The sequence below is a fragment of the Corynebacterium sp. c7Ub_26 genome (genome assembly GCF_053760365.1).
This window is the reverse complement of the sequence record NZ_JBSNBL010000002.1, coordinates 76762-101826: the sequence shown is the minus strand read 5'-3', so window position 1 is coordinate 101826 and position 25065 is coordinate 76762. Positions and strand designations below refer to the sequence as shown.

The following is a 25065-nucleotide window of genomic DNA, read 5'->3' as shown; positions in this document are numbered from 1 at the left end:
TACCATCATTCACGTGTTATGGGCCTGGGCATGTTACGTGTTGTGGGGATTGTTCCCCGCGTTCTTTCCTCTTCTCAAACCGGCGTCGCCTCTGGAAATCTTGGCGCACCGATTTGTATGGACCCTCGTTTTCATGCTCGCCATCGTGCTGTTCAGCGGACAGTTCAAGAAACTACTAAGGATTCCTTGGCGAGTATGGGTGACGGTGTTCGCTGCCGCTGTACTCATCGCAGTGAACTGGGGAACCTACATTGTGGCGGTCAATTCGGACCACGTCGCCGATGCCGCGCTGGGCTATTTCATCAACCCTCTAGTCAGCGTTCTTCTCGGGGTATTTTTCTTGGCGGAACGGCTCCGCCCGCTGCAGTGGCTATCCGTCGGAATTGCCGTGGTAGCAGTCGCCGTTCTCACCGTGGGCCTGGGACATCCTCCCGTTATCTCCTTGGCCCTCGCGTTCAGTTTTGGCTTCTATGGCTTGCTGAAAAAACGAGTTCCCCTGACCCCAATGATTTCTCTGACGTGTGAAACGTTATGTATCGCGCCAGTCGCGATTGTGTATTTGCTCATTCTGGGGCAGCGACACGAAGGAACATTCACCACAGAGGGAATCGGCCACACCTTATTACTGATGACAGCCGGGATCGTCACAGCCGTGCCCTTGCTGCTCTTTGGGTACGCGGCCCAGCAGATTTCACTAACATCCTTGGGAATGTTGCAGTATCTCACTCCCGTTTTGCAGATGCTGTGGGCCGTTTTCGTGACACAGGAATCGTTCAGCCTTGGCCGGTGGCTCGGTTTCATCATTATTTGGATTAGCGTTGGATTCTTCGTCACAGACTTGGCCTTGATATCACGAAAACGGGCACATCGCGTGCGTGCCGCGTCGTCGTAGCCCTCGCTGGTGAAGGGGCCTTCGGGTCAAGATCTTTCACTTAAAAGGCGAAACCTTCACCGCGATACGTCGTCCATGTATCGACGACTTCGCCACCGGATACCACCAGAACCGAGTTCGTCCATTCCATCGCCTCTCCGGCTTTGGCATGTCGGAGCCACACTTTGTCGCCAATGGCCAAGCCATCGCTGGCGGGGCCGATCAGTGCGGTTTGGACTTCTCCGGCACCTTCTCGCGGAGCGAATTCCAGTTCTGTGGGGAAATCGATGACAGGAAGTTTGTCGTGGCTAGGGGTTCCCGACGCGACACGTCCTCCACCAGCCACGACGATGATTCCTTTGCCGGGGCGTCGGATAACGGGTAATACGAACCAGCAGGCCGGGTGGGGTTGGAAACTGCGAAAATGATCGAGTAGACCAGGGCCGATGAGTCCAGAACCTGCGGCAATTTCCGTCACAGCGCTTTCTGTTCCCGTCGACTCCAGTGAGCCGGTGCCGCCACCGTTGACGAACTCTAACTGATCAAGGCCCGCGGACATCAGGGCGAAATCGACGCCGTTGACAATTTCTTGTCGTCGGCTCGCAATTTCACCGCGGGACAGCGACTGCATGATTCGTCGCATCGTCGGCCGGACACCAGTTCCCGCGTCGCCTTCGTCGGAAATTTGGCTCTCGAAGGCAAGGATTCCGACGACCTTCATGTTCTTTCGGCCCCAGATTTCTTTGACGAAGGATTGCGCGTCGCGGATTCCATGGATGGGTGAGCGGAGTGCTCCGATTCGGAGCGAAAAGTCCTTGTCAATGGGCTGCGTTGTCCACAGTTTTGTTGCTTCTCCCGAAGAAAGCCCGGGAATGTACATGCCGCGCCCAATCACGAGGGCAGCATCGACATCTAAACAGATGCGGAGTTCATGGCGATTCTCGGGATCGGTCACCGAATCGAGAAAATTGAGGTGCTCGGGCGAATCCGCAGTTAGTGTGATGGCGCGTGCAAGATGTTCGTCATTAGCAATTTCGTGCAAGGCATCTTTATCCGTGGAGGGGGTACTAACGAGTACGTCATCTGTTACTCCGTCTTTTACCAGCCCAATGGCTTCCTGGAGAGAATAGGCCTGCACACCCGAAAATCCGGGTTGAGCAAGAGCTTCCCTGATGGCGTTCTTCATCCTGAGAGACTTGCTGCTCACACGGATCGGTGTGCCATTGGATCGCGTCACCATGTCCTTGGCATTGGCACGAAAAGCATCCAAATCCAACACCGTGAGCGGAGCACTGTACCGTGCAACGGCCTCGCGCACCTTTTGAGGAACACCATAGTTATGGTGATAGACCCCGCTCTGTGGAGCACTGGGGCGTAAACCATCTTTCATCGTCTCGACGATAACTCCGCCGCTTTTCCGCGCGCGCTCCGTGCTATCGTCTGCTGCAGAGAAGGCAGAGTTTAACCGGCGCTTTGCTGCGGTGAACGCGTTGGACAATCGCGTTGATGCCTCGTTATTCGATTGCGACGGGGTCGGTGTTGATTTCGGGGAGTTCATGACGCCTTGCTTTCGTTCGGGTTGCTTTCACGGGTCGATTGTGTACGTGTGTGCTCCACCGTCGGGAGCCTTCTGCAGACCGTGCGTTGGAAAGACGCTCACGGTGCTGTGACGGCTCTGTGACGGAAGCTGTGAAGTGATAGCAGTCACATTAATGGTTCTTGGAGTAGGGCGTGCGGTTTTTCTCGAAAAGACGACAAATGCTCCAGAGAGAAGACCTATCGACGAGGGGGACGTCTCCACAAAAATGCCCTGACCTGGACACTCGACCACACTAGAAATGCCCCCTATGATCGCGAGCATGGCCAATTCTTCCTTTGTTCACCTGCATAACCACACTGAATATTCAATGCTCGACGGAATGGCCAAGGTTGACCTGCTGGTGGACGAAGTAAAACGGCAGAACATGCCCGCAGTCGGAATGACCGACCACGGCAACATGTTCGGATCCGACGCTTTCTACCGCGCCATGACGGCGAACGACATCAAGCCCATTATCGGCGTCGAATGCTATATGGCCCCCGACTCCCGCTTTAATAAAAAGCGCGTTCGGTGGGGTGAAGCCCACCAGAAGCGTGACGACGTGTCGGCCTCGGGCGCCTACCTGCACCAAACGATGATCGCGGAGAATGCCACCGGACTGAAAAACCTCTTTTACCTGTCCTCGATGGCGTCGTATGAGGGGCAGCTTGGTAAATGGCCCCGCATGGATGCCGAGCTGATCGCAGAGCATTCCGAAGGGATTATTGCCACGACGGCGTGCCCGTCGGGTGAAGTTCAAACCCGCCTCCGGCTCGGGCAGTTCGACGAGGCCCTCAAAGCAGCCGCTAAATGGCAGGACATTTACGGGAAAGACAATTATTTCCTGGAGCTCATGGACCACGGTATCGAGATCGAGCAGCGGGTCCGTTATGAGCTATTAGAAATTGGCCGAAAGCTCAACATCCCTCCGCTGGTGACGAACGATTGCCACTACGTGACCAAGGATCAGGCCCGGTCACACGAAGTGATGCTCTGTGTGCAAACGGGTTCGACGATGAACGAACCCACCTTGGACCAAGGCGGTAACCGCTTTGCCTTCAACGGTGACGGCTACTACCTGAAATCGGCCCGGGAGATGCGAGATACGTGGGACGACATGGTCCCTGGCGGGTGTGATAACACCCTGCTGATCGCCGAGCGCGTCGGGGATTACAGCGAAATTTGGGAGCCCCACACCCACGACCGCATGCCAAAATACGACGTCCCAGAGGGTTACACGCCGACGTCGTGGCTCACCCACGAAGTTGAACAAGGCCTGAAAAAGCGCTTCGAGGGCCAGCTCGTTCCGCAGGAGTACACAGATCGGGCCAAGTACGAAATCGGTGTCATCGATTTCAAGGGCTACCCCAGCTACTTCCTCGTCGTGGCCGACTTGATCAAGCACGCGCGCCGGGTTGGTATTCGCGTTGGGCCCGGCCGTGGTTCAGCTGCAGGGTCCCTGGTTGCGTACGCGTTGACTATTACGAATATCGATCCGCTCCAGCACGGATTGCTGTTCGAGCGATTTCTTAACCCTGAGCGCCCGTCGGCACCTGATATCGATATCGACTTCGACGATCGCCGCCGAGGTGAGATGATCCGTTACGCGGCAGATAACTGGGGTGAAGACAAGGTCGCCCAGGTTATTACCTTCGGCACAGTGAAGACGAAGCAAGCGTTGAAAGACTCTGCTCGCGCGCACTTCGGGCAACCGGGTTTCCAAATGGCGGAGCGGATTACGAAGGCCCTGCCGGCGCCGATCATGGCGAAGGACATTCCTTTGTCCGGCATCGTCGACCCTGAGCATCCCCGCTACAGCGAGGCCGCTGAGGTTCGCCAGCTCATCGAAACTGATCCCGATGTGAAGAAGATTTTCGACACGGCTCGGGGGCTTGAAGGCGTCGTCCGTCAAGCTGGTGTTCACGCGTGTGCCGTGATTATGGCGTCGGTGCCGTTGCTGGACCACATCCCCATGTGGAAGCGTGCCCAGGATGGGGCGATCATTACCGGCTGGCCGTACCCGGCGTGTGAAGCCATTGGCCTGTTGAAGATGGACTTCCTGGGGCTTAGAAACCTCACCGTTATCGGCGACTGTATTGAGAACATCAAAGAAAACAGGGGAGAGGACCTCGACCTTGAGGGTCTGTCTGTTGTCGACGAGCCGACGTACGAGTTGCTTTCGCGCGGCGATACCCTCGGCGTGTTCCAGCTGGATAGTGGTGGTATGCGTGAGCTGCTCAAACGCATGGGCCCAACCGAATTCTCGGATATTGTTGCGGCGTTGGCGCTCTACCGCCCAGGACCGATGGGTGAGGGCGCGCACTGGTCCTACGCTGACCGCAAGAACGGGCGTGAAAAGATAACCCCGATTCACCCGGAATTGGAGGAACCGCTCCGGGACATTCTCGCGGAGACCTACGGCCTGATTGTCTACCAGGAGCAGATCATGAAGATCTCGCAGAAGGTAGCCAATTATTCCGCTGGCCAAGCTGACAGCTTCCGAAAAGCGATGGGTAAGAAGAAGCCAGAGGTTCTGGCGAAAGAACGTGTCAGTTTCGAAGCCGGAATGAAAGAGAACGGCTATTCGGACGACGCTATTAATACGCTGTGGAAGGTTATTCTGCCGTTCGCCGGTTACGCCTTTAACAAGTCTCACGCCGCCGGCTACGGATTAGTGTCCTTCTGGACGGCATATTTGAAGGCGAATTACACGGCCGAGTACATGGCGGCTCTTTTGACGTCGGTGTCGGATAAAAAAGATAAGTCTGCCATTTACCTTTCGGATTGCCGTCACTTGGGTATTGATGTGTTGTCTCCCGACGTTAATTCGTCGAAATACACGTTCCAGTCCGTTGGTAAAGATATTCGCTTTGGTCTCGGCGCTGTCCGCAATGTTGGTGAAGATGTCGTGGAGTCGATTGTTTCGACGCGCCGGGAGAAAGGTGCGTTTAAGGACTTCACTGACTATTTGAATAAGATCGACACTATTGCGTGTAATCGACGAGTGACGGAATCTTTGATCAAAGCTGGCGCATTCGATTCGATGGGGCACCCGCGTAAAGGCCTTTATTTGATCCACGAAGACGCTGTTGATTCCGTCATTTCAACTAAGAAGGCCGCGGACAAAGGGCAGTTCGATCTTTTCGCTGGTTTAGGTGGAGAAGCTGAAGAAGAAGATTCGGCTTTTTCCATTGAGGTTCCTGACCAGGAATGGGACCGTAAGCATAAGTTGGCTTTAGAGCGCGAAATGCTCGGGTTGTATGTCTCAGAACATCCGCTTGACGGGTATGAAGAGACATTAGCTGCTCAGACGGATACGCCACTGACCACTGTGTTGTCGGGAGAATTGAAGGATAAACAGGACATCGTTATTGGCGGAATTATCTCCGCCGTGGACCGTCGTTTCTCCAAGAAAGATGGTTCACCATGGGCCATTGTCACTATTGAGGACCATAACGGCGCTTCTGTGGATATCCTCGTTTTCAATAAACTCTATGCATTAGTGGCACCGCTCATTGTGGAAGACACGATTATTAAAGCTAAGGCGCATATTAAATATCGTGATGACCGCATGAGTATCTTTTGTGATGACCTCACCCAAGCGGATTTGAGTCTCAATGGTGGTGGCAAGGGGAGTCCGCTGAAATTGAAGATGCGCACTGACCAATGCACCAAGGAGAATATTGCCCGGCTGAAGAAAGTTTTGGTCGAAAATAAGGGCGACTCTGATGTGTATTTGACCCTTGTCGACGGCGCCAACTCCACCATGATGGTTCTGGGAAATCACCTGCGCGTTGACCGTTCGAGTTCTCTGATGGGGGATCTGAAAGCCACGTTGGGCGCTGGCATTGTGGCCTAGCTGTTCCCGTGGAACGGTAACTCCCTAGGTCGATAGTGTTAGTGTCGACCTAGGGAGTGTGAATATTCGCTACTGGGCTGGCCAATCGTGTTGGTTCATTGTGCCGGCCTATCGCGTAACAATGATCGTTTCCCAGGGTGCTAGCGTGACGCGGTTTTCCTCGTCGTTACCAGCGCTTTTATCTTCTGCCGACGGCTTCAGAGCGGTGGACGTCTGCGTTGGTGACGACGCTTCTTCGCGTTCCGACGCACCAAACCCGAAGATGACATGCCAGTCGTTAATATCGCTGCCGTGGGGGAGTGGAACATCGGCTGGCTCGTCAGCAAGGTTGATTAAGGCAGATATGGCGTTGTCGCCGTTGGCCTGGGCCGATGCTGTGTTACCTCCACCGGCGGGGACAGCTGTATTCGTGACCGGAGAGAACCTATCTACCCGGATCCACCTACCGCGTCCGGGTGATTCGTCGACAACCGGCGGGGTTGAGAGCGCACCCGAGGCATTAACGTCGGCTCCGTGAGCTGCCGCGGCAGGGTTGCCACTATCGTCATGCCAGGACACTGAGATGGACGCGAAGTTACCTGAGCGAAGGAGAGGGAAATCTTCCCTCAGCGCGATGAGCTTCCGGTACGCATCATGAATGGCCTGATGAGAGCCCTCGGTGAGCTCGTCCCAATCGAGCCGCGCGGAATCAAATGTTGATTGCGCAGACGGATCCGGCACAGCATCGTCACTCCATCCCGCACGGGCGAATTCGCGCTTGCGCCCCTCCTTGGTCAATTCATTCAGTTCATCGGATTCATGCGAAGCAAAGAACGGAAATGGCGTGGAGGCGCCCCACTCCTCGCCTTCAAAGAGCATGGGCGTGTAGGGAGAAGTGAAAACAAGCGCTGCTTTCGCGACTTGCTGCTCCGGCGTGAGATTCATGCTCGGCCGGTCGCCGGCCGCGCGGTTGCCAGTCTGATCGTGAGTCGTCGTATATGTGACAAAGGACGATGCAGGTTGTGTCGCATGGTGGATCGGTCGGCCATGCGTCCGGCCACGGAACTGCGAATAGCGGCCATCATGCCAGAAGGCGCGGGTTAATGCCGTAGCAAGAACCTGAGGCGACCCGAAATCGCCATAGTAGGCGTGGTGTTCACCGGAGACCGCCGAATGAATGGCGTGGTGGACATCATCACACCACTGGCCGGCCAACCCATAGCCGCCGGCTGCGACGGGGCTCACGATGCGCGGATCATTTTGGTCTGATTCGGCAATGAGCGTGCGGGGAATACCGGTACGGGCTGTCACGTCTCGTGCGACGTCGTTCATCTGCTCCAGGATCGGATGGGCACCCGGATCGTTGAACGCGTGAACGGCGTCGAGCCGTAGGGCATCGATACGGAACTCGGTGAACCAGCGTCGGATCGCATCCATGATCAGGCGCCGAACAGTGTCTGAATGATCACCGACGAGGTTGACCACCTCGCCCCACCCGGTTGAACCGCCTGAAGTGTAGGGCGCGAACGCGCCGCCATAGTATCCGTCGGGACCGAAATGGTTATAGACGACATCAAGGCACACAGCCATGCCATGCTGGTGGGCCTCATCAACCAGTTTCCGCAGACCGTCGGGCCCGCCGTATGACTCTTGGACGGCAAACCAATTGGTTCCGTCATAACCCCAGTTCCGCGTGCCTCCGAAGGGGGCAACAGGCATGAGTTCAATCGTCGTTACTCCCAAATCCTTGAGGTAGGGAAGTTTCGCGATGAGTCCATCGAATGTTCCTTCGGGAGTAAATGTGCCGACGTGAAGCTCGTAGAGGATGGACCCTTCCAAGGGGCGGCCACGCCACTGGGTGCAGGTGAATTCGTATGTGGGCTCCCATATTTCACTGAACCCGTGGACGCCGTCCGGTTGTCGCTCGGAACATGGATCAGGGAACGGCCCGACCCATTCAATAGCATCGCTATCCTTGGTCGACTCTGTGTCGTGGTTGGCAGCGGGATCGGTGGTGATGGAGAAGGCATACCGGTCACCGGGATGCGCCGGGACATCGGAGATCCACCATTCCCCGGTTCGATGCAGGGGGTAGATCACCGTGTCGGCGTCACTGGTGATGTCGTGGGATTCTGTAGGAGTCGACTCGGGAAGTACCGACGAACTATGCCCGCGTGAGCTGGAACTATCCTGTTGTTCATGAGGGCGCCGTACATGAACACGTGCGGCGGTGGCGTCGGGCGACCACAAACGGAAATAGTGTTCCGGGGATGTTGTGGTCTCTGTGGATTGGGCGGGCCTGGTGTGTTCCATATATCTAGGGTAGGAGATTTGCGCCGGGGAGAGCAGGTCAGTTCTCAGCGAGCAGGCCAGCTTTACAATAAATCCTTATGAGCACCCAGCCGTCGTATGTCGTCCCGCGGGATTATCAGGACTACACCACTGAGCAGGAAATCAAACGATCCCGTTTTATTTGTCATCTTCGGCGGGCCGATTCCGAGGATGATGCGCGCCAGCATGTTGCCGATATCCGCAAGGCATACCCCGATGCACGCCACCATTGCAGTGCGTTTATTACCGCTGCGTCGGATGAAGCTGATGACATGCCGGATAAGGTGAACGCACCACTGATGCTCATTGAGCGTTCCTCCGACGACGGCGAACCTGCAGGCACCGCTGGCCAGCCGATGCTCAATGTTCTGCGCGAATCGGGAATGACCAACGTGTGTGCCGTCGTCGTCCGATATTTTGGGGGAACCAAACTGGGTGCGGGCGGCCTGGTTCGTGCCTACTCAGATTCTGTAGCGCAGACAGTATCTATCGCGCCGACATCCCGACGTCGTCGTGCTTTACGCATGACCTTTATTGTCTCTATTTCCGACGCAGGCCGCGTGGAATCCGCACTCCGCAGCGATGACTGGTCAGTGGAACCCACTGTATACGGGTCGGGTGCGCCTGAGGACGCACGTCCACTGGATACCAGCGCAACGCAGCTCAACGAGGGTAGCGGGGGCAGCGGAAACACTGCGCAGATCAACGTCGTCGTCTCCCCGAGCGATGTCGACGCCGTGGTATCCGCAGTAGCCGCATTGACGCAAGGGGTTTTCAACACCTACGAGACCGGAATAACATGGAGAGAAACCTCCACCTAAGGTCTCATGCTCCCAGAAAGTGACGGTTCGGCTGTGAATGGGTCCGTATTCCAGAACCAGACAAATAGAATCGGCGGCCGTGATGGGCGGTCCGATCGAGAGCCCGGGCGCCCGGGAATTAACCGACGCTCATTCCTTCACGCCGCAGGAGTCAGCGTCATTGCGGCAGCGGGGTGGGGTCTCGCCGCATGCTCGTCAGATTCGTCAGATGATTCCGCAGGACAATCGTCGGGAGCCAACCAGAAAGGTTCGAAGGGGAAAGACAGCCGGGTTGCTGCGGTAGGGATGGGCGATGGGGACACCCTTATCGCTTTGGGAATTATCCCCGTGATTACGACCTCATACGGTGTTCAGCCGAAGGCGCTGAACAGTTGGACTAGCGAGGCTTTACAGTCGCGGAAGACTCATGACCTCCCCATCGTGTTGGACAGCACTCAAGAAGCGTTCTCAACGTCGGTGCTTGAGACGATTGCCCACAAAAATCCTTCTTTGATCATGGCGATTAATACGGCAGTGGATAAAGAAGCGCATCAGCGTCTCTCTGCCATCGCACCCATAGCGACGCATTCCGACAAGTATCAGGACTATGAAATTCCCTGGGATGAACAGATCAAAGAAGTATGCGAAGCAGTTGATAGGGAAGGGGACGCGAGCAAGCTGATTGAAGGCGTCAAGGAGTCCTTCAAGAAATACCGGGACAAGCACCCTGACATCCAGAATAAAAAGGCTGCCATCGTCATGCCCTACGATGGCAAAGTCGCCGTCTACGATGATTCGGCCGGCTGGGGACAATTCATAACGAACATGGGCTACACCATCCCTCAATCGGTCCAAGGGGACGGTTCTGGCGGTCAGAGTTCGGCATTCTACCACGAAATATCAGCCGAAAACTATGACATCTTTCGAGGTCTCGACAAGCTTTTCGTCATTGATTATGCAGGCAAAAGCGAGGCATTTCTCCATGACCCTGTGTTCAGCTCACTCGACGTAGCGCAGGAAGGCCGCACTCAGGTTCTTCAGGAGGAACTCGGAACAGCCATGAGCATGCCAAACCCCCTGTCCGTCCCTTGGGCACTATCAAAAATCGGGTGACCATTTCTTCGCTAGAGTGTAAGCATGAGTTCTCAGGTTGATCGATACGTCGCAGCCTCACCCGCACAACGTAAAGCTGATGTGAGAAAATACTCCGCTCGCGGTGCCACCTTCGCCGGTGTCGGAATTATCGCGCTGATTACCAGCGCAGTAGCAAGTTCGACATTCTTCATTATCGTCAGCATGCTCATCGTTGCCGCTGGAGCATGGGATGGCTACAAAGTCATGAGAATCCTCAAGCACGAAGATACGTGGACATAAAGCCTGGTCATGTCACCCACGAAACACAGTTCCGCAGCGGACAACACCTCAGCTGTTCGTACCGACATATGGGTGTGGGCTGTCCGCCTATACAAAACCCGCACCGCTGCCACCAGCGCAGTCCGTGTTGGCCACGTCAAAGTCAACGGCAAACAAATCAAACCGGCACAAACAGTCGTCCCTGGCGACACTGTCCGCGCATGGTCACATCACCGGGAATTCATTGTCGAAGTCGTCAAAACTCCCACCAAACGTGTAGGCGCAGCCGTAGCGCGAGAGTGCTATATCGACCATTCCCCGCCACCACCGTCACCCGAAATACTTGCGTCCATGCCGCGCCGGGATCGTGGTGCTGGTCGACCGACGAAGAAAGAGCGTCGGCAGATGGAGAAGCTGCGGGGTCGTCGGTAAAGACCGGATTAGAATAGGTGCGATGGGATATGGGCGCTTAGTTTATTGTTCTCGCTCACTCCAGTACTTGAGCCCAACGGCGACGAGCACAAGGAGGATAAAAACAACCAGTGCCCACTTGGGTGGGAAGAACGCTAGGGAAAAGATCGCTGAAATAAGGATCAGGATGGCGTCTTGTGCACGGAATTTCATCTTTCTGCTCCTTCTGTGATGTGGCGAGTATAGCGGTGACCCACCGTTCCTCAGATTATCTAACGATAACGATGAGACTACGATTTACTTGCCGCGCCTAGTCCGGCATCAAGAAGTTTTTTCCACCGGTTGCCCAAGCGGCCCGATCGTGTCTCGCCGTGATCCCCGATATCGACGGTTTTCTTGATGTGGTCCCGCCCGTATCGTGCCAGGAGGACATCGTCGACCATGCGGACTTGCCCTGGAGGAAAATCTGGGTGCATGACCGACCTGACCGCTTCGGCGAGGTCGTCGGACAGTAGCTCGCGTAAACCACCGACGTCGGTAATGCCGTGGGCAGCCAACATGGCGTACGCGTAGCGGTAGTATTCGCTTTTTGAGCGGGGGAAAAGCGGCCCAAGGATGACGGTCAGCACGCCCGGCAGGATTTCCGGAGAGAGCGTCGCATCGTCGGAGCTATCCGTTGCTCGGGGAGTCTGGTTGGCAATGGACGCGATTTGGTCGAATTGCTGGTCGGCTAGTTCGATAAGACCAGCGGCAAGAGTGAATGCCCGATCGATTCGTGGATCGCTTCCCGTATTTGGCCCTTTATAGCGGACATCATGCTCGAACTCGGCCCACGCGTGTTGAAGGACAGTTCGAATTTGAACTTCCATCATTTGCCCTGAATATTCGGCTAATTCTTGAATCAGAATATTGGTGGAGTCAGAGGTGATATCTGGGATCCGGCAGATGAGATGGAGAGAACCATAACCGAACCCACCAGCTATTCGGGTTTCAGCTGCTTTGTCGACGACACGGTCGATCTGAAAGTGCTGTTCGAGTACGCGCCGGATTTCCGGGATCTCAGTGGAGTGAAAAGTTGTTACCCGCACGCCAATAAAGTCGTAGGCGTCATCGAATCCGTGGGGGAAGAACCACTCACCGGTAGCAGTTTTCTTCTCTACCTTGTCTAAGAGGCTGGGTAGCGCTTTGATTCGAGCAGTGACGGCGTCGAAAGCTATTCCGGAATCACCAAGGAGATCCTCGATCGTTCGAGCGAATTGCTTCGCGGCAAGTGGGTGCGCGGAGGTCCATGTCGCGTATTTCTTTCGTGCCTCGCGCTGCTTCGAGGTTTCCTTGGGAAGCTTGTGGTGGCGGTGGGACAAGGTTGAGTAAAGGTTCCTTTCGTATGATCCGTGACGACGGGTGACCCGTTATGGACAGTACATCGTCGGGCTAGAACTTAACGCGGAGATTCGTCGGGCAATGACGGTGTGTCGCGAACAAGAACGGTGTATGGATGCTGGTGGAAGAGGTCCGCGAGAGCAATGTCGCCGCTGTACCGTTCACCCGTAAACCGGTCGGTCCACCGTCCGGCGGGAAGGGATAGGGTCGTGTCTTTCCACCCACCAGATTGTTCGAGTTCGAGTGGCTTTCGCGTGACCAGAACGACGACGTCAACGTCGGTATGGCGGCTACCTCGTGCGAAACCTATGGCGTGATGAGCTGCTGGGCCCTGTGCAAAAACGGGGACGTAGGACCCTCCGATAAAGCTATACGGGCGTTCGCGCCGGACCGCTAGTGCCACAGCCGTGACCGCGATCTTGCGGGCCTGGGAATCAGGAAGCAGAAGGATATCGTCGACGCTAGGGCCGTTGGGTGATGACCCGTGAGCGCCGAGCCCCACAGTCTCGCGGATTTCTGCCAACGCGGCCCGTCGTAAGTGGTAGTCGACGAAACGGCGGTTATCGGGATCGACCAAACTGTCTTCGGGGAACTCGGTGCCTTGATAAATATCAGGTATCCCGGGGGCGAGGAGCTGAAGCAGTTTCCGTGACAGACTAACGATATGCCCAGATGAAGCTATCTTTTGCACAAAGCTGGTAATGAATTCTGCTGTTTCTTCTGTGAACAGCGAGTCAATCCATTCGTGGATGGACTTTTCGAATTCTTCATTGACGTCGGTCCACTCGGTGTGCAGGCCGGCTTCGCGCACAGCCTTGGTGGCGTATTCATGAAGTCGATCAATGAGTTGTGAGTCGATCCGACCCGACGACGGCCACACGCCGATAATGTTCTGAATCAAGAACAGGGATGTCGCCGGATCCGGAGCAGGAGCGCGGGTGTCTAATCCGACCAGGAACTCCCGGTAGTCATCGGGTACTTCAGTGAGCTCGATAATCCGCGCCCGGGTATCTTCACCACGTTTCGTGTCGTGGGTTGTCAGGGTCGTCATGGACCGTGGCCACAAATTTGCCCGTTCGGACTGAAGAAGATGGAATTCCGCCGCTGACACACCGAAAAGACCAGGTGAACCCCCTACCTCTTGAAGAGCGATTAAACGGCACGCGCGATAGAAGGCAGTATCTTCAACCCCCTTCGCCATGACTGCACCACACACTTGGGCGAATCGCGTCCAGGCCTCCCCATAACTCATGAGACCTGCCGTCATGAGGTCGAGGGCCGCGCTCCGCTCGGGGTTATCGTGGGCCATCTTCCGGATTACAGTGGAGGTTAATCGCGAAAATGATAGGTAATCGGCACGATAAACCGGCATATGAGCAACAACGTCGGTGACGGTCAGCGTCAGTTCCTCATCGGTGACATCCCTACCGATGGTTGACCAGTTGTCATGCCGGATGGCGCGTGCCAGTCGGCGCACCTCTGCAGCCAGCTCATTTGTTGCGACATCGCGTTTCAGAGCGACGATGGCGGACTCATAACTGTCGGAATCCCAGGTCGATTTGGACCTCTCCTGCGCGATAGCACCTAGGCCCTTTTCGGCAGCACGGTTGATAAAGATGCCGTCGAGTTCACGAAGCGCGTCGTAACCGGTCGTTCCGTCGACGTCGAGCCGCGGATCCAAAGGCTCGGCGTTGCCGAGAATCTTTTCGATGAGGAGTAAGCGGTGATCACCCACCAGGCCACGAAGACGTGACAAATAACCGAATGGGTCGGCGAGCCCGTCAGGATGGTCGACGCGGACACCGTCGATAAAGCCCGCCGCGATGAGTTCCCGCAGTACGCGGTGTGTGTGCTCGAAGACAACGGGATCTTCTTGTCGGATCCCCGCGAGGCCGTTCACAGAGAAGAAACGACGGTAGCCGATGACCCCATCGCGCCAATACCGCAGGGCATAGCGCTGTTTTGAGAGGACGTCGAGGGGGTCGTCTCCTTCTGTACCAGGGCGAACTGGGAAGTAGTTGCCGTAGTAGTCCAGGAGGAATCGGCAGGGTTCACCGCTCCCTTCTACATGAGCAGGTGCGTTGTCCTCGTCGACGGGGACGATAGTGATGGCATTGACGTCGTCGGGGCTGCCGAGAACCGGGATGCCTAGCTTTCCGTCGGCCCCGTTGCCGGGGGACCAATCGATATCGAAATACGAGTTGAATCGTGATTCTTCCCCGTAGGTGAGGACATCCCACCACCACGGATTATCCTTCGGTACATCGATACCCAAGTGATTGGGAACGATGTCAATGATGATTCCCAACCCTTCCTCATGCGCTGCCTGAGCTAATTCCTCGAATCCCTCGCGTCCCCCCAGGGCGGGATTGACTTCGGTGGGATCGATGACGTCGTAATTATGGTTCGACGACGATGGGGCGGTCAGGATAGGGGAGAGGTAGAGGTGAGAGACGCCCAGTTCGTTGAGGTACGGCACGATGGCCTTCGAGTCGGCAAAGGTGAAAGACCGCCCGTGCGGATCGGCATCCGGGCCGCGCAATTGCAGCCGGTACGTGGCTGAGAGTGAACGGCGTGGCATGGTCTACCTCTTTCCTCATTATCCCGTGGAGTGGTTGATGTCCACGGCTTTAGTGGTCTCGAACACCGTAATAGCTGCTAGGCGGTGTCGGCATGTAGGTCGTGTGACGCGACAGAGCGCTGTCGCTCGCGCGGATTGTGCCCGGAACGGGCCCAGTCTGGCTACAGCTCGATTCAGGATTCCACTGTACTTGCTTTTCTGGAAAGACCCAGGGCTCGGGAAAACGGTTGTCAATCTTCCATAGCTGGCGGAAGACCTCAAACGTGCTATCGGACCAATGGTGTTTTAACCATCGATGGGCGCGGAGAAGGGACGGTGTGTTGTTAATGGGGATGGCGATGAGATTCCCGTTATTGATGCACCCGATCACCGTGGGACGAGACCATTGTTTATAGAGGTAGTCCCGGAGAATTCGCATGAGGATAGGATGGCTCAGCCATGCATGAGCGTTGGGGACTATCTGGTCTTCATTCGGTTGCGGACGCGTCATGGTGCTCTGGCCGCGAGAACGAACTGATGCCTTCAGCTGCGGCGATGAATCGTTGCACCTATCGATATTTAGTGGGGGTGGGGGCGGTGTGCGGAGTTCCCACCCCGTTGCACCTGGAATAGTGGTGTCAAGAGAGCGGTAGTGGATTCGCAGGCCTTTTTCCGTAGAGAAGAACTCCAGGAAATTATCTGCTGCGCTACCCCACGCGTGATTCGCCGGGTACGTGAGGCTATCGCGGTCGACGGGCGTCCCGTGTTTATCAGTGAGCCGGGCTACAAGACCTGCACCGAGGTGAACGAGCGCGTCGCGGTATTGCGAGACCTGAGTCAGTGGTTGGAGTTCGAGTTGATGACTCTGCATGGGCGCATCGACCGGTGAGCTGCTCAGTGTCTCAGTGCTCGAGCGTGTTTTGTCTACATCGAATGACGAGGCGGGACGGGAAGGAAGAAGCGAAGCAGTTGCCTGATGAGGTGTCATGCTTCTTATTGACGACGCGACCACCGTGTGGTTCCCGGTGACCTCAATATGTGGCGAGGGTCTTTGTGAGGTGGCGATGTAACACTGCGTGGCACTACTGCGCTGTGACACTTCCACGCATAGAAAAACCGGGTGACAGCTACACTGCCACCCGGAATTCCATCACCAATGAGCTGGGTTAGCCCTGGTTTTGTCGCTATTAGCCTGCGACCGAAGCCTTGTAAATACCATCAATCGTGGTAGCCAAGGTTTTGTCGAACTCTTCCTGCGACTGATCAGCGGTCAGTCCCTCGAGGAGAGCACGAGAGAACGATGCGATGAGACCCTTGTTGCGGGAAAGGCGCTCGTTAGCGTCGTCACGCTCGTAACCACCGGACAGCGCTACAACACGCATAACCTTCGGGTGGTTGATGAGGTCTTCGTAGAAGTTATCGACGGTCGGGATCGAGACCTTAATCATGACCTGCTGGCCCTCAGGGATGTCATCCAGCCCCTTCAGAAGGGCAGCCTTCAGAAGCTCTTCAGCTTCCTTCTTGTCGTCGATGGAGATGGTGACCTCGGGCTCGAGGATCGGAACCATGCCCTTGGCCAGGACCTGCTTACCGATCTCAAACTGCTGGTCAACAACAGCCTGGATACCCTCAGTGTTAGCAGCGTTAATAACCGAACGCTCCTTGGTGCCGAAGATGCCCTTCTCGACGCCACGGTCGAGGAGCTTATCGAGCTCAGGCATGGGCTTCATGACCTGAACGTCGTTTTCTTCGTCGGCCAGACCCTTGTCGATCTTGAGAAGCGGAACGATACCCTTCTTCTCCCAGAGGTACTGGGCGGTAGGAATGCCTTCAATCTCGCGGTCCATCGTCATCTCGAACAGAATGGCTGCGAGTACCTTCTCAGAGGTGAAGGATGGAGAGGTAATCAGACGGCTACGCATAGCGTGGACAAGATCAAACATCTCGGCATCAGAGGAATATGCGTCATCCTGGATGCCGTAAGCGCGAAGCGCCTTCGGGGTGGATCCGCCGGATTGGTCAAGGGCAGCGATGAAGCCCTTGGCCTCAGTCATGCGAGTGGCCTGCTCCTGGTTCATTACAACTCCTTCTATGTTGCCATCATGGGCAACGTCGATGTCGTGTAGACGTTCTCCGTTATTTGTGGGAGATCATCTGTCGCGCTCTATGGTAGCCCGAAAATGTCTGAATGAACACCGATCGGACAAAAAATTGCGACCATTTCTGGCGAATTTTCATCGTTGTGTCCGCCTTTTATGACAGTGGGATAAGGGCGGAAGTGGAGTTTGCGACGAGTCTCAGTTCGTTTACGTGCAGTAATGTCCATCCGTAGCTAATCGCAACTAATCGGGCACATTATCGCCCTATTCGGGCATCGTGAAGCATAAGAAAATGTTGTGACGAACCTCACAGGGCTATATGGGGTGTAACCCAGGCTATGCGGCTCAATCCATCCCTTTTCCGGCTTCGATGGTAAGGTTCCGGCCCTCGATCCCCGCGTCTCAATCGTGAGCCTGAAGAACCTCCTCGAAGGAAAACATGGAATCAGGTGTCGATACTTAATTGATATCTAGTGCATCGAGAAGCTGGCCTTGATTCCAGATCTCGATCTCTTGCCCTTTTTCCTGAAGCTCCTCAGCACGTTTCTGTTTCGACGTCTTCCCATTCCATTCCCCGCAGACAAGGAGAGTCGTCTTCTTTGTCACATTCTTGCCGACGGTTCCGCCCGCCTGAGCGATCGCTTGCCACAGTTGTCCCTTATCCAGGGGAGAGAATTCACCAGTCAACGTCACGTTTTTACCAAAGAGCGGTCCGTTCGGGTCGGCGTCGGTATTCGTCTCAGGAATATCACGAGGAGTAGCAACGGATTCCCAGTTGGAAGGGCCACGGCTCCCCCGCGTTTTCCCATTTCGTGATGACTGCTGGTGATCCGACCGAGACCGTCGCGGTTTCCGGAAAAGTGACAGCGAATTGTCTTTCACTGTTCCGAACGTGTAGCCCGCCGATTCGACGACCTCCGCCATCGATTGGACGTCTGATGGCGGCTCAGTGTCGCGAGGAGAAATTCCGCACAAACTCAGCATGATTTCGCCACACGCGCGGGCATCTGCCAGGGCATCGTGATGATGAAATGCGTCTGAACCCGCCGATTGAGCCACCGTCGTCAATTTATAATTCGGAAGCTCGGGGTGGAGCGCGCGTGCAAGGAGGTAGGTGCAGGCGAAAGTAATGTTCGGAATGTCGACTTTCTCTGCCCGAGCCGCGTCCCGGAGCGCGACCATATCGAACTTGGCATTGTGAGCGACGATGGGGAGGTTTTCTTTCCCGAGGAGCTCTGCAAGTTGCTCCAACCGGTCATGGCATGACGGCTCATTGGCGACTCTATCAGGGGTAATCCCATGGATCGCGGTGGTCGCCGGCGTGAAATCTGGCCAGGCCGAAGGCGGTTGGCACAGCCACGTGTGGGATTCAGCTTCTTTCCCCTCGTGATACACGACGACACCGAATTGGCATATCGAACCATTAGCTTCGTTCGCCGTTTCGACGTCAAAAGCAATAAACGAGGGCGGACGTGAATCTAATGTGCCATCGGCAGGCTGAAGAACATTGCTGCGCTGAGCATCGTTATCCGGTGCGGCAGAACTATCATCCTGTTTCTTCTCAGCTGATTTCGCTTGGTTGCCTTCTGAGCTGGGACCGGCTGTGCTGTTGCCCCGTGCACCGGTACCACCTGCGCCGCCAAATGCCGACCGCGAATCCGTCTGATGAGAAACGGCCCGTGCTATGCGACGCAAGCTTTCTAAGTCATCCGCCTGCATCGCAGTGAGGGCTTCATTCGCGAAATCAATAATGGATGTGTCGACGGAGTGAGCCGGTGAAAATCGGAGAGCGTTAGGCGCGAATCGCGAGCGCTCTCGCGATATCGGGGGGGTGCCATCCAAAAATAGGTCAATAAAGCCCGGTTCAAGTGGGGTGGGGTCGGTCCGTGACCAACCACGAATTGAATCCCGATCTATCTTCGTCTCCGGGTCAAGATAAATCTGTGCAGCGGGAATTCGTGAGATAGTGACCCCACTTTCACTGATATACGCCGTTCCCCCGAGGATCGGGATTGCGGCAACATACTCAGCGGGCGTCGTCTCATCGTCAGCCTGAATTTGCGAAAAACTAGCGTCAGCTGGGATTTCATTTCCCGGGGAAGAAATATCAGTGTCGGAATTCGTCATGATGCACTCCACTCTAACCAGTTTTACGCCGAGCGATGGCAGGTAGCCTTATGTCGAATGTTATGCCGAGTGACGGCGCCGGCGGCACAGCACGACAACAGATCGGCTCTCAACGGGAACGGTTGATTCGGGCTTATAGACATCGGGATCATCTTCGGAGAATCCGGTGGGCAGTGATGTATCGACGACGACGCTCCAGAGGCGCGAAGGATCCGTGTCTTCTGGATCTCGCGATGCCTTCACTGCATCATCTTTTGGAAGAGTGAAATCTATCCGCTCGTGGTGTGCGTTGAAGCACAAGATGAATGAATCATCGAAGATTTTTTGCCCTTGCTCGTCGGGTTCAGCAATCGCTTCTCCGCCGAGGTGAACCATGAGAGACCGTCCGAAGTCGTGGTCCCAGTCGGCCGTCGTCATGAGCGTTCCGGCGGGCGTCATCCACGCGATATCGCGATCTTGCACGTCGTACCCCAACGGGCCACCGGCAAGGAATCTCCGACGACGGAACACGGGGTGATCATTACGAAGCTCGATTAACCGTCGAGTGAAGTCGATCAGATCTTTATTATCAGTTGCCTGGGACCAATCCACCCACGACAATTCCGAATCTTGGCAGTAGACGTTGTTGTTGCCATTCTGCGTACGTCCCATTTCATCGCCGTGGCAGATCATGGGCGTGCCCTGGCTGAGCAGCAGCGTCGTCAAGAAGTTCCGAATTTGACGGCCTCGCAGCTGGATAATGTCGGGATCATCCGTGGGGCCTTCAACGCCACAATTCCACGATCGGTTGTGAGATTCTCCGTCGCGGTTGTCTTCCTTATTAGCCTCGTTGTGTTTCTCGTTATAGCTAACGAGGTCATGGAGGGTGAACCCATCATGCGCGGTCACGAAGTTAATCGACGCGGTCGGACGTCGATCATTTGCGGCGTAGAGATCCGACGATCCCGTCAAGCGTGAAGCGAACTCACCCAAGGTCGCAGGCTCGCCGCGCCAGAAGTCCCGGACAGTATCCCGGTACATTCCGTTCCATTCTGACCAGATGGCGGGGAAGTTTCCGACTTGGTAGCCGCCTTCGCCCACATCCCAAGGTTCGGCGATCAGCTTGACCTGGCTCACAATAGGATCTTGCTGCACGAGGTCGAAGAACGCTGACAGTCGATCGACATCATGGAGCTCGCGGGCCAGTGTCGACGCAAGATCGAAGCGGAATCCGTCAATATGCATCTCGGTAACCCAGTACCGCAACGAATCCATAATCAATTGCAGCGTGTGGGGATGCCGGACATTCAGGCTATTTCCCGTACCCGTGTAGTCCATATAGTGCTGACGGTCATCATCGACCAGGCGATAATAAGCCGCGTTGTCGATACCCCGGAAGCTCAGCGTCGGCCCCATATGGTTGCCCTCCGCCGTGTGGTTATAGACGACGTCGAGAATGACTTCGATGTCATTGTCGTGGAAGGCCCGCACCATGTTCTTGAACTCAGAAACAGCGGCGCCGGTTTTCTTGGCAGCTGCATAGTCTTGGTGAGGTGCCAAGAAGCCGAAGGTGTTGTATCCCCAGTAATTGCTGAGACCGAGCTCGTGGAGCCGATCATCCTGATAGAACTGGTGGATGGGCATCAGCTCAATCGCCGTGACACCAAGGTCTTTGAGGTACTTGACGATCGAGGGGTGAGCAAGGCCAGCGTAGGTACCGCGACAATTCTCGGGCACGTCAGGGTGCGTCATGGTCATACCCTTGACGTGAGCTTCGTAAACAACGGTCTTGTTCATCGGGTGCCGTGGTAGCCGATCAGACCCCCAATCGAAGTAGGGGTTGATGACGACGGACAACATGGTGTGGCCCAAGCTGTCGTCGGTATTGCGTTCATCGGGGTTATCGATGTCATAGCTGAACAGGGAAGCGTCGCCGTCGAATTTCCCATCAAAAGCCTTTGCGTAGGGGTCGAGCAGGATTTTTGACGGGTCGCAGCGAAGGCCCTGATGTGGATCCCACGGGCCATGAACGCGGTAACCGTAGCGTTGTCCTGGGATAATTCCAGGTAGGTAGCAGTGCCAAATGTGGGCGTCGACCTCTCGCATCTCAATGCGCGTCTCGGTACCATCACTGTCAATCAGGCAGAGTTCTACCTTGTCGGCGACCTCTGAGAACAGAGCAAAGTTTGTTCCTGAGCCATCGTATGTCGACCCCAGAGGGTATGAGTTTCCTGGCCATACGACGGGGTCAGGTGCGTTATCGGAGGATGTCGCCGACGATCCATCGTTGGCTGTGGCGTCATCTGTGGTTGGAGAAGTCGCTTGCCCGGATATCGTTGGGGCCTCGTGGTCATTATCGACGATCTTCTCGGAAGCCTGCTCCTGTGTATTTGTCATGACGTTAATTTTAGCGGGGAGGGTGGACAAACCATGATTTCCCCGCGTGAGATTGAGCTATTCCGTCGAGGATGATTCGTAATCCTGCATTTGCGCTTGCGCTGAGCAGTGCTCTCCACGCGTCAATGTTCGCGGTGTTGTGTGCCAGAAGTTCGTCCCACTCAGGAGCACGTGGATGGCTTGATGCGGAAGAAGCATCGTCGTCTGTTTGGGATGGTTCGTCGCCGTTTCCATCGTGGTCATCGTCGGCAGTAAACACTGAGGAAGCAACAATTTTCGACGCCTCCGCCGCTGTTTGCTCACGGATAGCGAGACCAAGGATGAAGGAGATGAGCGTTGTTGAACCATCGAGGATTTCGCTCTCACTGTCATCAGGCAAGGAAGAACGTAGGATTTGTGACAATGCGTCGATAGGATCGTTGGTTACCATTCCCGCTGGTAGTGCTGCGGATATGAGGTCTGCAGCGTCCCGACAACAGATGCATTGTCGGTAAAAGCCGGCGCAGAATATATACGCATGTCGATACCACTGAGGGCGAGGGGGCTGCGATGTCGTCGCCGATACGGGTTCCGATAATCCCGATAATCTGGAATCCTGCGATGCTTCGCCGTCATCGACGCTCTTAAGAAGTCGCTCCTTAAGATCATCCAGAGGGGAAAGAAGCTCATCAGCCACCCCACCGAGGAGGGTCTGCTTGTTGGGAAAATGCCAGTACAGTGCAGCTGGGGCGACGTCTAAGGTGCGGGCGAGACGCCGAATCGTGAGGTCTCCTAACCCGTACTCGTGCAGAATGTTTAGAGCACTCGTGATGATCGCCGTCGTTGTGAGCTGCATGCCTTCAAAGATAAACCGTTCGTGGACTGCGTTTCGAGCAAAGTAGCGTAGTTTTTCGCAACGACGGCAATCGTCGCCGGGGTGTTCGGCGTCGGCTAGCTAGTGTCACCAGTGGACGTGTCGCGTTAAGGTGTCAAAATTCTGTGAGAACCCTGGAAGCTTTGGGGAATATGCGGATATTACTAGCGGGAAAGGTAGAATGACCGCGGTATCTTAGTGGTAAAGGAGCTATGTGTCGTGCCAGATGTAGTGTTGTCAGAAGCAGATGAGGTACAGGCTGCGAATCAGGGCGATAAAAGGGGACAGTCTCGTGCGCAGGTACGTCGTTGGGGGGCCGCGCTCATGACTGCATCGCTATGTGGGGCATTAGCCGCTTGTTCACACGGGTCATCGTCGGATGATGAAACGAGTTCTTCGGCAGCTCAGGCATCATCGAGTAGTTCTTCTACGAAACCCGCATCGTCTGCTGAAACAACACAGCCGCCCGCAACACAATCAGATAACGCCGCGGGGGATCAGCAGTCCGGCGGTGCGAAACTCGGTGCGGATATCCCCACCGTTCCAGACTCCAACGAAACCCCGTCAAGTGGGCCCAAGCCGATCAACGGAAAGCCCGGTAGTGAACAAGACGTCGAGAGCATTAAAGATGCCCTCGGCCACTACGGAGATACCTCCGGAACCGTGCGCCACTACTACGAAAGCACGAAAGCCTATACATGCAGGGATCGCATTGCCGCTCATCCGGAAGTGTTCTCTGACGAGAACATCAATTCTCTGCCCAATGAGTCGATTGACAAGATGGGCTTAGCTGGGTCGATCCCGAAATTTAATAACATCTCCAACATCAAAGTCGACGGTGACCGGGCGACTGCTTCGGTGAACACCACGTTCAATGGTGCGACCTCGACGGGGACGATGTTGTTCACCAAGGAAGATGGTCAGTGGAAAGTCTGCTCTGACTAGAAATTACCCCCTTGCTGTGTCTCATTGAACAGTGTTCAGGAATGGAATAACCTTGAACACAACGATGGTGGTTATCCGGAGAATCACCACGGTTATGGAGGTACAGCATTATGTCGGAGAACACGACGCAACAGACAAGAACGAGTCAGTCGGCCACCAGCACTGATACAGCCTCGGCCGAACAAGACATTTTGGACCTGGTCCGCGAAAAAGTCCTTGAGCGTGGGGAAGGGCTTTCTCAACCCGAAATTGTTCGGGCGATGACGATTTCCGACGATCGTATCGACGAACTCCTTGCTCTGGCGCACGAGGTTCGGCTGCGCTGGTGTGGCGATGCAGTTGAGGCAGAAGGAATTATTTCCCTGAAAACGGGTGGGTGCCCGGAAGACTGCCACTTCTGTGCACAGTCGGGGCTCTTTGAATCGCCCGTCCGGTCGGCGTGGCTCGATATTCCGGCCCTTGTGGAAGCTGCTAAGCAAACAGCAAAGACGGGCGCGACGGAGTTTTGTATCGTTGCCGCCGTCAAAGGACCCGACGAGCGCCTGATGAGCCAGCTCGAAGAGGCCATCGCGGCGATTAAGGCAGAAGTCGACATCGAAGTTGCTGCTTCCATCGGTATTCTCACCAAAGAGCAAGTGGAACGCCTGGCGAAGGCAGGAGTCCACCGCTACAACCACAACCTGGAAACCGCGAAGAGCTACTTCCCCCACGTGGTAACAACCCACTCCTGGGAGAAGCGCCGTGAAACCTGCGAGATGGTCCGTGATGCAGGCATGGAAGTCTGCTGTGGCGGCATCGTGGGAATGGGGGAGACCGTTGAGTAACGCGCAGAGTTCGCTGCTCAATTGGCTGAACTCCGCCCCGACGAAGTCCCCATGAACTTCCTTGATCCTCGCCCCGGCACGCCCTTTGGCAACCGTCCGGTCATGGAATCAAACGAAGCGCTCAAAACTATTGGTGCTTTCCGTTTGGCACTGCCCAAGACCATTCTGCGGTTCGCCGGCGGACGCGAGCTCACCCTGGGCGACTTGGGCGCAGAAAAAGGCCTCCTTGGCGGCATTAACGCGATCATCGTCGGTAACTACTTGACGACGCTGGGTCGCCCCCAGGAAACCGACGTCGACATGCTCAACCGGTTGCACCTGCCGATTAAAGCTCTGAATGCGACTGTCTAAGGTGGCGCAATGTCGGAAGTAACCACTGCCCGCGAGGGAGTACCGAAGAAGAAGCCCGTTCGGCGTCGGCCCCGTAAAATTGCCTCTACCGAGTTGGCGGATGCCATCATCGCTGGCGACACCCCTCTGTACGATCCCTTCACCGGCACTGAACTCAGTACCGGCGAGACTCCCCACTATTCGCCCTCCATGAGGGCGGGACTCGAAGCTCCGCGGTTTTGCCAGTTGTGCGGTAGGAGAATGGTGGTTCAGGTTCGTCCAGATGGATGGACTGCGGTCTGCTCGAGGCACGGGGAGCTAGATTCTGTTCTTCTCGATCCCCATCGCTGAATTGACCACACATCCCCATTATCGTGGCCACCCCTAT

Annotated in this window: 18 protein-coding genes and 1 pseudogene; 9 read left to right on the top strand and 10 right to left on the bottom strand. The window is 55.7% G+C overall.

Annotated features, from left to right (window positions below; genetic code table 11):
* Positions 1-13: 13 nt before the first annotated feature.
* Positions 14-892 carry an EamA family transporter RarD gene (gene rarD, locus ACWORE_RS03810; RefSeq protein WP_455302700.1) on the top strand — a complete coding sequence of 293 codons (879 nt, stop codon included), beginning with the start codon at positions 14-16 and terminating at the stop codon, positions 890-892.
* Between the two features lie 40 nt (positions 893-932).
* On the opposite strand, the gene ACWORE_RS03805 is transcribed toward rarD, so the two are convergent.
* The gene (locus ACWORE_RS03805) at positions 933-2429 is read right to left on the bottom strand and encodes an alanine racemase (protein ID WP_455302698.1); all 1497 of its coding nucleotides are present in this window, start codon (positions 2427-2429) and stop codon (positions 933-935) included.
* 301 nt (positions 2430-2730) lie between these two features.
* On the opposite strand from ACWORE_RS03805, the gene dnaE reads away from it, so the two are divergent.
* Positions 2731-6309, top strand: coding sequence for a DNA polymerase III subunit alpha (gene dnaE, locus ACWORE_RS03800; protein ID WP_455302696.1), 3579 nt, complete (start codon positions 2731-2733; stop codon positions 6307-6309).
* A gap of 108 nt (positions 6310-6417) precedes the next feature.
* On the opposite strand, the gene treZ is transcribed toward dnaE, so the two are convergent.
* A complete protein-coding gene (gene treZ / locus ACWORE_RS03795; RefSeq protein ID WP_455302694.1) occupies positions 6418-8601 on the bottom strand; it encodes a malto-oligosyltrehalose trehalohydrolase in 2184 nt (727 codons plus the stop codon).
* A 77-nt stretch (positions 8602-8678) separates the two neighbouring features.
* Between treZ and ACWORE_RS03790 the strand changes: the two genes are divergently transcribed.
* Genes ACWORE_RS03790 through ACWORE_RS03775 form a run of 4 tightly spaced genes read left to right on the top strand, consistent with a single transcriptional unit; the run spans position 8679 to position 11204 of the window.
* A complete protein-coding gene (locus ACWORE_RS03790) occupies positions 8679-9440 on the top strand; it encodes an IMPACT family protein (RefSeq protein ID WP_455302693.1) in 762 nt (253 codons plus the stop codon).
* A gap of 6 nt (positions 9441-9446) precedes the next feature.
* Positions 9447-10532 (top strand): ABC transporter substrate-binding protein, encoded by a 1086-nt coding sequence (locus ACWORE_RS03785; protein ID WP_455302691.1) that lies wholly within the window; start codon positions 9447-9449, stop codon positions 10530-10532.
* Between the two features lie 24 nt (positions 10533-10556).
* Entirely contained in the window at positions 10557-10793 is a 237-nt protein-coding gene (locus ACWORE_RS03780) for a hypothetical protein (protein ID WP_221927402.1), read from the top strand.
* A gap of 9 nt (positions 10794-10802) precedes the next feature.
* Complete coding sequence (locus ACWORE_RS03775; RefSeq protein WP_406605894.1) at positions 10803-11204, top strand: RNA-binding S4 domain-containing protein; 402 nt, start codon at positions 10803-10805, stop codon at positions 11202-11204.
* Positions 11205-11246: 42 nt separating this feature from the next.
* Here the strand turns inward: ACWORE_RS03775 and ACWORE_RS03770 are convergent, their stop codons facing one another.
* The 8 genes from ACWORE_RS03770 to ACWORE_RS03735 form a co-directional block, all read right to left on the bottom strand.
* Entirely contained in the window at positions 11247-11396 is a 150-nt protein-coding gene (locus ACWORE_RS03770; protein WP_406605895.1) for a hypothetical protein, read from the bottom strand.
* Positions 11397-11473: 77 nt separating this feature from the next.
* Positions 11474-12544 (bottom strand): GTP pyrophosphokinase, encoded by a 1071-nt coding sequence (locus ACWORE_RS03765; protein WP_406605896.1) that lies wholly within the window; start codon positions 12542-12544, stop codon positions 11474-11476.
* A gap of 77 nt (positions 12545-12621) precedes the next feature.
* Positions 12622-15144, bottom strand: a complete 2523-nt coding sequence (gene treY / locus ACWORE_RS03760; protein ID WP_455302688.1) for a malto-oligosyltrehalose synthase — start codon at positions 15142-15144, stop codon at positions 12622-12624.
* 49 nt (positions 15145-15193) lie between these two features.
* The gene (locus ACWORE_RS03755) at positions 15194-16111 is read right to left on the bottom strand and encodes a hypothetical protein (RefSeq protein ID WP_455302687.1); all 918 of its coding nucleotides are present in this window, start codon (positions 16109-16111) and stop codon (positions 15194-15196) included.
* A 199-nt stretch (positions 16112-16310) separates the two neighbouring features.
* A complete protein-coding gene (locus ACWORE_RS03750; RefSeq protein WP_455302686.1) occupies positions 16311-17201 on the bottom strand; it encodes a fructose bisphosphate aldolase in 891 nt (296 codons plus the stop codon).
* Positions 17202-17681: 480 nt separating this feature from the next.
* A complete protein-coding gene (locus tag ACWORE_RS03745) occupies positions 17682-19349 on the bottom strand; it encodes an exonuclease domain-containing protein (RefSeq protein WP_455302685.1) in 1668 nt (555 codons plus the stop codon).
* 60 nt (positions 19350-19409) lie between these two features.
* The gene (gene glgX, locus ACWORE_RS03740) at positions 19410-21725 is read right to left on the bottom strand and encodes a glycogen debranching protein GlgX (protein WP_455302683.1); all 2316 of its coding nucleotides are present in this window, start codon (positions 21723-21725) and stop codon (positions 19410-19412) included.
* A 10-nt stretch (positions 21726-21735) separates the two neighbouring features.
* Positions 21736-22560, bottom strand: a complete 825-nt coding sequence (locus ACWORE_RS03735; protein WP_296138129.1) for a TetR/AcrR family transcriptional regulator — start codon at positions 22558-22560, stop codon at positions 21736-21738.
* A gap of 237 nt (positions 22561-22797) precedes the next feature.
* Here ACWORE_RS03735 and ACWORE_RS03730 point away from each other — a divergent pair, with 237 nt between their 5' ends.
* From ACWORE_RS03730 to bsaP, 3 genes and pseudogenes are all read left to right on the top strand, one after another.
* Positions 22798-23523, top strand: a complete 726-nt coding sequence (locus tag ACWORE_RS03730; RefSeq protein WP_296138127.1) for an Rv0361 family membrane protein — start codon at positions 22798-22800, stop codon at positions 23521-23523.
* 110 nt (positions 23524-23633) lie between these two features.
* Positions 23634-24698, top strand: a pseudogene (bioB, locus tag ACWORE_RS03725) (biotin synthase BioB).
* Between the two features lie 9 nt (positions 24699-24707).
* Positions 24708-25028: a biotin synthase auxiliary protein BsaP gene (bsaP, locus tag ACWORE_RS03720; protein ID WP_296138123.1), complete on the top strand. Its 321-nt coding sequence runs from the start codon at positions 24708-24710 to the stop codon at positions 25026-25028.
* Positions 25029-25065 lie beyond the last annotated feature (37 nt).